8 protein-coding genes are annotated in these 7193 nt (G+C 66.1%); 1 reads left to right on the top strand and 7 read right to left on the bottom strand.

Going from position 1 to position 7193, the window contains the following annotated elements; genetic code table 11:
• Positions 1 to 60: 60 nt before the first annotated feature.
• Entirely contained in the window at positions 61 to 1986 is a 1926-nt protein-coding gene (locus ACWUI7_RS11915; RefSeq protein ID WP_496642436.1) for a beta-CASP ribonuclease aCPSF1, read from the bottom strand.
• Positions 1987 to 2200: 214 nt separating this feature from the next.
• Between ACWUI7_RS11915 and ACWUI7_RS11920 the strand changes: the two genes are divergently transcribed.
• Positions 2201 to 2710 (top strand): DUF7984 family protein, encoded by a 510-nt coding sequence (locus tag ACWUI7_RS11920; RefSeq protein WP_496642437.1) that lies wholly within the window; start codon positions 2201 to 2203, stop codon positions 2708 to 2710.
• Positions 2711 to 2824: 114 nt separating this feature from the next.
• On the opposite strand, the gene ACWUI7_RS11925 is transcribed toward ACWUI7_RS11920, so the two are convergent.
• The 6 genes from ACWUI7_RS11925 to ACWUI7_RS11950 all read right to left on the bottom strand — a co-directional run bounded on the left by ACWUI7_RS11925 (position 2825) and on the right by ACWUI7_RS11950 (position 7001).
• Positions 2825 to 3691: an SDR family oxidoreductase gene (locus tag ACWUI7_RS11925; RefSeq protein WP_496642438.1), complete on the bottom strand. Its 867-nt coding sequence runs from the start codon at positions 3689 to 3691 to the stop codon at positions 2825 to 2827.
• 87 nt (positions 3692 to 3778) lie between these two features.
• Positions 3779 to 4261, bottom strand: coding sequence for a GNAT family N-acetyltransferase (locus ACWUI7_RS11930; RefSeq protein ID WP_496642439.1), 483 nt, complete (start codon positions 4259 to 4261; stop codon positions 3779 to 3781).
• 57 nt (positions 4262 to 4318) lie between these two features.
• Positions 4319 to 5095, bottom strand: a complete 777-nt coding sequence (gene psmA / locus ACWUI7_RS11935) for an archaeal proteasome endopeptidase complex subunit alpha (RefSeq protein ID WP_496642440.1) — start codon at positions 5093 to 5095, stop codon at positions 4319 to 4321.
• 4 nt (positions 5096 to 5099) lie between these two features.
• Positions 5100 to 5579 (bottom strand): Rpp14/Pop5 family protein, encoded by a 480-nt coding sequence (locus tag ACWUI7_RS11940; protein WP_496642441.1) that lies wholly within the window; start codon positions 5577 to 5579, stop codon positions 5100 to 5102.
• Positions 5576 to 6265 (bottom strand): class I SAM-dependent methyltransferase, encoded by a 690-nt coding sequence (locus ACWUI7_RS11945; RefSeq protein ID WP_496642442.1) that lies wholly within the window; start codon positions 6263 to 6265, stop codon positions 5576 to 5578. Before ACWUI7_RS11945 ends, ACWUI7_RS11940 begins: the two co-directional genes overlap by 4 nt.
• Positions 6249 to 7001, bottom strand: a complete 753-nt coding sequence (locus tag ACWUI7_RS11950; RefSeq protein WP_496642449.1) for an RNase P subunit p30 family protein — start codon at positions 6999 to 7001, stop codon at positions 6249 to 6251. The genes ACWUI7_RS11945 and ACWUI7_RS11950 overlap by 17 nt, the downstream gene beginning before the upstream one ends.
• Between the last annotated feature and the right edge of the window lie 192 nt (positions 7002 to 7193).

Here is a 7193-nt window from a genome sequence, read left to right on the forward strand (position 1 = left end):
ACGGCAGCGCACACGCAGGCGTTGAACGACGATGACGACCCAGAGGCAGTCACGAACGCCTCATTTGAACCGGAACGTCTCCAGATTCTTCGGGGCGAACGTCCGCATGTTGTAGTCGTGATACAGCGCCGACGAGAGGTCCTGGACGGAGCGCTCGTCGCCGTGGACACAGAGCACCTTCTCTGGACGCGGGTTCATCGTCTTCACGAAGTTCTCGAGCCCTTGGCGGTCGGCGTGTCCAGAGAAGCCGTCGACGGTCTCGACGCCCATCTCCAACGAGAGAGTGTCGCCGCGGCCGCCGTTGCCCCAGTCAGAGACGGGAATCTCGTCCCAGCCGTTCTGGAGTCGTCGGCCAAGCGTCCCCTGCGCCTGGTAGCCGACGAAAACGAGCGTCGAGTCCGGGTCGGGACCAATGTGGCGAAGCCACGACATGATCGGGCCGCCTTCGACCATCCCGGAGGTCGAAAGCACGATACATTGGTCGCCGTCGGCGACATCTTGGCGCTCGTCTTCACCGCCGTCGATGTGGTTGAACTCCTCGGCGAGGAACGGGTTCGCGTCTTCGTGGAATATGCGGTCGCGCAGGTCGTCACGCAGGTACTCCGGATACGTGGTGTGAATGGCGGTCGCTTCCCAGATCATGCCGTCGAGGTGGACCGGCATCGACGGGATATCGCCCTCGCGCATCGCCTCTTCTAAGACGAGCATGATCTCCTGTGAGCGCCCCACCGCGAACGCCGGAATGACAACCGTACCACCGGCCTCGTACGTCTCGTTGATCACCTTTTTCAGCTCGCGCTCGGAGTCGGCTTGGTCGGTCTGGTAGTCGTTGCGGCCGCCGTATGTCGACTCTAACACCAGGGTCTCGACCCGCGGAAAGTCGTTTACCGCGCCGTTGAACAGTCGGGTGTCCTCGTAGTGGATGTCGCCGGAGAAGGCGACGTTGTAGAGCCCGTCACCGATGTGAAAGTGCGTCACCGCGGAGCCGAGGATATGGCCCGCGTTATGGAAGGTGATCTTGACGTCGGGCGCAATGTCGGTGACGTCACCGAACTCAAGCGGGATCGTGTGTTTGATCGTCTCACGGACCTGTGCGGACTCGTACGGCGGCGTCCGTCCCTCCTTGGCGGCGACATCGAGGTAGTCGAGTTGGAGCAGCCCCATTAGGTCACGGGTCGGCTCCGTCGTGTAGACGGGGCCGTCGTAGCCGTACTTGTACAACAGTGGGAGCAGCGCCGAGTGATCGAGGTGTGCGTGGGTCAACACCACCGCGTCGATGGTCGCGGCGCCAGTCCCGAGCCCCTCCGGCACCTGTAGGTACGGAACCTCGCCCTCCGCGCCCGGTTTGTCGCCGCAGTCGATGAGGATCCGGGTCTCCGGCGTCGAGAGCACGAACGCGGCGCGTCCGACCTCCCGACAGCAGCCGAGTGTCGTGATCCTGACCCACTCGTCGTCCGAGAGCTCCTCACGGTGGATCTGTCTCCCGACGCGCTCGAGGATGTCGCGGCGCTCTTCGCGCTCATTTTTCAGGAATCCCCGGACGTTCGAGACGGTCGATGACTCGATAGGTGGCGTCCGTACTACCTCGGGCGTCCACCCCACTTCTTGGGTGATCTCACGGAGCGTCGACCCTCGTCTCCCGATCACCATTCCAGGTTTTTGTGCCTCGATCACCACCTCACCGGTATCCTCGTGGAAGTCGAGGTCCGTCACACCGGCCGCTTCGGGGATCACCTCGCGGACCTCCGCTTCGGCCCGGTCCGGTGAAGAAAGCACGGACGGGTCGGGACGGACCGTAATTCGCTTCCGGAGTTTGGAGGCGAGCTGGCGTATCAGGTCGCCATCGCCGGCAAATTCCTTGGGGTCGCGGGTGTACACGACCAGTTCTGGGCCCTCGTACTTTACGTCCGTAACGCGGACGTCGCTCGGGACCTCCTGTTCTATCGTCGACTTCAGATTCTCGAGTTGCGTATCGACTTGGCTCATAGCTCAACCGCGGGCCGTAAGGTGCCGTCGCCGTCTCGCCGACGGGTACGCGACGCGTCCAGGTGCGTACGAACCGTGACGGAAGACATCGTGGACGGACTCTCTATATGTATTGTGCGGGAACAGCCAGCGAAAACCCGCTTGTATCCGAGTAGACCCCCATCGTTATAAAACACTTCGCAAAACGGATATTCCCTCGTGGGCACCGGGATGCATGCAGATCACCCAAACGCGCGTCCGCGAGGAGCGCGACTGGCTGCGCGAGCGCGCCCCGGTCGTCGTGCCGATCCTGAACGAAACACGCGACCACCTCGGCCGGCGCTTCGACACCGAGGTGACGCACGTCGAACCGGAGACGTATCGTCGCGAGGTCGACGCCGTCTTCGCGGATGGCGCGGTCGCGGTGAACGTGGCCGGCTACGTCGGACTGTTACGCGACCTCGACGTCGAGAGAGACTACCCGGGCTTCGTCGTCGACGAGGTGCTTGGGCGTGAGTTGGCCGCAACGATAGCCGGAGGGCAGCCACTATCGGTCCTCGCGGGCGCGACGTTCCACGTCGCAGATACGTTCGTTGACGACGATGCCACCGCGACGGGTACCGGCACCGCGGGCGCCGACGACCTCGACGCGGCAGTCGCCGCCGGGTTCCAGACACGGCTCCCGGGGTGGCCGTGGCGTGCGCGTGAGAGTCCATTCGCGCTCGATCCACACGATGAGCGCTAGTGATATCACACGATGAGCGCTAGTGATACCACACGATGAGCGCTAGTGATACTGGTCCAGCCACGACCGCAGAATGCGTCGCCTGCGAGTGCGTTCCGGCCACGAACCAGTCGCTCAGGTGGTGAGCTTCCGGAGGAGGTCGAATCCGCGGTCCCGAACCGAGTCGGGGAGGAACCGCGCGAGGACCCCGATCCGCGCCGGGGTTCCGGGTTGGATGCGCGCCGGCGGATTCCGTGCGGCCGCGGCGTCGACGATCGCCTCGGCGACAACCACCGGATCGACCGCACCCGGTCCATCGCCACCGATCGCCTGGGCGTCCTCGAAAAGCGCGTAAAATTCGTCGTACGCGCCGGATCGCTCGATACCGTCGGTCTCGTCCGGGTTGGCTTCTCGGCTCACCCGGTCGGAAAACTGCGTGCGAACCGGACCTGGCTCGACGACAACGACGTCGATGCCGAACTCCCGCACCTCGTTCCGAAGGGCGTCCGAGAGCGCCTCAAGCGCGAACTTCGAGCTCGAGTAGACGCCACCGCCGGGGACAGCGACCCGACCAGCGACAGACGAGACGTTCACGATGGTTCCATCACCCTCACGTCGCATCGCAGGCAGGGCCGCGCGGATCAGCCGATGGGGGCCGTAGACGTTCACGGCGAACTGGTCGTGAACCCCATCGGGGGTGACGTCTTCAACGGGGCCAAACTGGCCGTAGCCGGCGTTGTTCACCAGCGCGTCGATCGTGCCCGTTTCGTCGAGCACCCGGGTGACGACGCGGTCAACGTCATCTGGGTCGGTGACGTCGAGTGTCGCCAGCTCACAGCCCGCCTCGCCGAGCGTCTGCACGTCGGCCGGACGTCGCGCGGTGGCGTACACCGTCCACCCCTCTTCGAGGAACGTCTCCGCCGTCGCGCGACCGATACCCGACGAACAGCCGGTGATGAGTGCCGTCTGCTGCACGGTCGACCCGTCGCGGGCCGTCGGCATAACTCTCCCGAAGACCCGGACAGTACACGGTCACCCGTACGGCGCAAGGTCGCTCGTACGGCGAGCACTGACTCGTGTGACGTTCGATTACTCGTCGGACGGGGTGAACGATCGCAGCGACTCGCTGCGGACGCCCATGGCTCTGGAGTCGGGCGCCGTATCCTCGAAGCACCACCGCTCGTAGAAGCCGTCGACGTCGGCGAGCAGGTCGACGTAGGCGCCGTCAGGAGCAGTCGCTCGTATCCATCGAACGACTGCGTCGACCATCGCGGTGCCGATCCCCCGTCCCTGGTGTGGCTCGGCGACCGCGGTGTCGACGAGGTGAAAGTTCGCGCCTCCGTCGCCGACGACACGCGCCATCCCGACCGCCGTCTCCGTATCTGTCTCGACGACGTGAACACCGAAGAGCGTGTGTGGGAGGCCGCGTTCGGCCGCCTCGCGAGACCGCTCGCTCATCCCGGCCGCGCGTCTGAGTCGACAGAAGTCCTCGGCCGTCGGCGTCGATGGGTGGAGTCGGTAGCCGTCTGGCAACAGCGTCGACGGCTCGGTCGTCGGGTCGGGTTCGGCCATGCGACGCCACGTCCGCGGAGAACCCTGGTCGTTTCGGTTGTGGGGGGCGCGACGCGACTATTCGACGTCGCTGGCGTCGTCCGCGTCGGACTCGTCGTCAGACTCGGCGAGTAGGTCGTGGTCGTCGAGGATCGTCTCGAGCTCGTCAGCTGGTACCTCGCGGTACTGTCCGTCGTCGGCCGTGATCGTCGCGACGCCGACCCCGTCGGGCTCCATCCCCTCGTCTGTCGTCTCCGCGAGGGTGTCGAGTGCGAGTGCGACCGCCTCGTCCGTCGAGATGTCAGGATCGTACTCGGCCTCGAGGTAGTCGCGGAGGTCACTCCGGTTCGACCCGATAGAGAGCGCCTGCCACTCGTAGGGCGTCCCGGAGGGGTCAGTCTCGAAGAGGCGCGGCTCGCCGCCTTCGACGCCACCGACGATCAGTGCGACCCCGAAGGGACGGGCGCCACCGATCTGAGTGTACTGCTGGATATGATCAGTGATCGTCTTCGTGAGCGTCTCGATGCCGATCGCCTCGCCGTATCGCAGCCGGTTGACCTGTGCCTGGCGGCGGGCGAAGTCGATGAGCTGTCGCGCGTCGGCGACGTGCCCCGCACTGGCGACACCGACGTGGTCGTCCGCCTTATGTAGCTTCTCGATGCTCTCCGGCTCCATGAGCGGAGAGCGGGCGCGCTTGTCGGCCGCGAGGACGACGCCGTCTGCCGCCCGGATACCGACACTCGCAGTACCACGTTTGACGGCCTCACGCGCGTATTCGACCTGGTAGAGCCGGCCGTCGGGAGAGAAGATGGTGATGCCACGGTCGTACGCCTGCTGTTGGGATTGTCCCTGCATGATATCACTCGATGTCGAACGCGGTCGCGCCGACGGTGCCCGACTCGGTCTGCACGTCGCACGCGTCTCCACGCACGACGGCGGGCCGCTCGGCGCCCCCGAACGCGACGTCTCGCTGTGTTAAACTGGCGGCCGCGCGACGCATATATCTTTCTTCACAGGCTCGCACCGTCCCCGAGATTCCGCGAATGTGGATGCCCACTGGGTCGCCGTCTATCGCGTGCACGCAGGCGATAGCGGCGCGAGCGGACTCGGTGTGGTCTCGCCGAACGCGGACGACCGCCTCGCCTGTACCCTCCGAAAAGCGGAACGAGAGAAGCTCCAACCCGGCGTCTGCGCTCCCCGGATCACCAAGGAGGTTGCCGGCGCTGTACCAGAGCGCTCGCTGGAACGCCCGGCGGCCGAAGTCGGCGTCTGACCACGCCTCGATTCCCACCGCGAGATAGCGCCAGCGCGGGCGGAGGTGCTTCGGGAGGTGCTTCACGAGTCACCGGCGCTCGGACTGTCGGCCGTGTTCGCGTCGCTCGTAGGGCCCTCATCTGGCTGGTCACCGTCTCCAAGCCGTTCGGCGACAATCACGCCGATTTGGTCGTGAACGCGCTCAACATCGACCACCGCGAACCCCTCGTCGGTGAATGCCTCAACGAGTGTGCCGACCGTCGCCGGGTCGTCGACTTCGGGGCTATAGAAGGGCTCGTCTGGGTCGGGGCCCGCAAAGAACATCACGTCGCCGAGGACGATTCGGCGCGCGCCCGTCTCGGCCATCGTCGCGATTGCCTCGCGCTTCTCGTCGTCGTCGAGGTGGTGGAGCGCGAAGTTCGACGTAACAACATCGATCGGGCGGTCGTCGGGCGTCGTGAGGTTCGGCTCGCGGAACCGACCGTGAGCGAACTCGACGTTGGTGATCCGCGCCGACGAGGCCTTCCGGCGACCTTCCTCCATCATTCCCTCGCTCACGTCGCGCGCGAGGACGTAGTGGGCGTCCGGCGCGACCGCGAGCGCGATCGCGCCCGTGCCGGCACCGAGGTCGGCGACCACGTCGTCGTCGGTCGGATCGGCGTGGGCGACAACGAGGGACGCACAGGCGTGATACTCGTCGCTCTTCGAGTCGTCGTACGCGGCCGCTTTCTCCGTGAAGCGTGCCGCGTGCTCCTCAACGCTCTGTTTCATACCGTCCACGTCTGACGCCGGGCTCTATGAAACTCCCGGAGCGTCGGTCCCGGTTCCGGGAGGCGATCGTCGCCCACGCGACCAGCCCGTCTCGGACCCACTCGCGGTCGAACCCCGCCTCGACGGCAACCGCGACGAGCTCCCGCGGCGCACGAAGCCCGAGGTGTGACCGGGGGTTCGCGCTCACGACGTGCGGGGCGTCGTAGTGTGTAACGATCTCCCGAAGCTTGCGGAGGCTCGCGAGCGCGCGAACGCGCTCACCACCCGTCGACCGGAGCACCGGCCCGAAGTCGAACTCGACGTGAACGCCGTTGTCGCGGGCGGCCTTCGCGAGGACGTGATTGAAATCGCCGCCGGCCGCGGTCGGGCGGGTCAACACGTCGACCCGCGGGGTTTCGACGGCGTACCGATTCAGCCGGTCGTCGCCGCCGACGACGCAGACGACCGTGTGACTCGAGCGGGCGCTTCCGACCGCACCCGAGGCGCCGCCGGGGTCGTCGGCGTCGACCTCGACCGCGTCGACGACGTCGACGTCGTACCGATCGGCGACGGCAGTGGCGGTGGGCGGCCGGTCAGTGTCGGGTGTGTCGTCGACGCCGGCTCCTGTCGCTGACACCGGAGAGAGCGCTGAGCGGGTCCGAACGACGATCCCGTCGTACCCGTATCGGGCGGCGGTGGCCGCGTGGCGTGCGACGGTGGCGTCGCCGTCTGGGTGGGCGTGGACCGCCTCGTACATACGGCTCGATTCGACGCCCCGCGGTATCGTCGTTGCGCTTTCGAGTGCCGGGACACGAACCTCGCCTCTCGGCTTGACATCCTCCACACGGCTGAAGCCGTGGGATTCCTCGCGTTGGGGGTCTGGCATTAGCGCCACCCCCCACGGGGGCAACTTTCTCCTACGCCGACCGTAGGATACTCTGGTCTGTAT

This window comes from Halorubrum orientale (assembly GCF_059623105.1).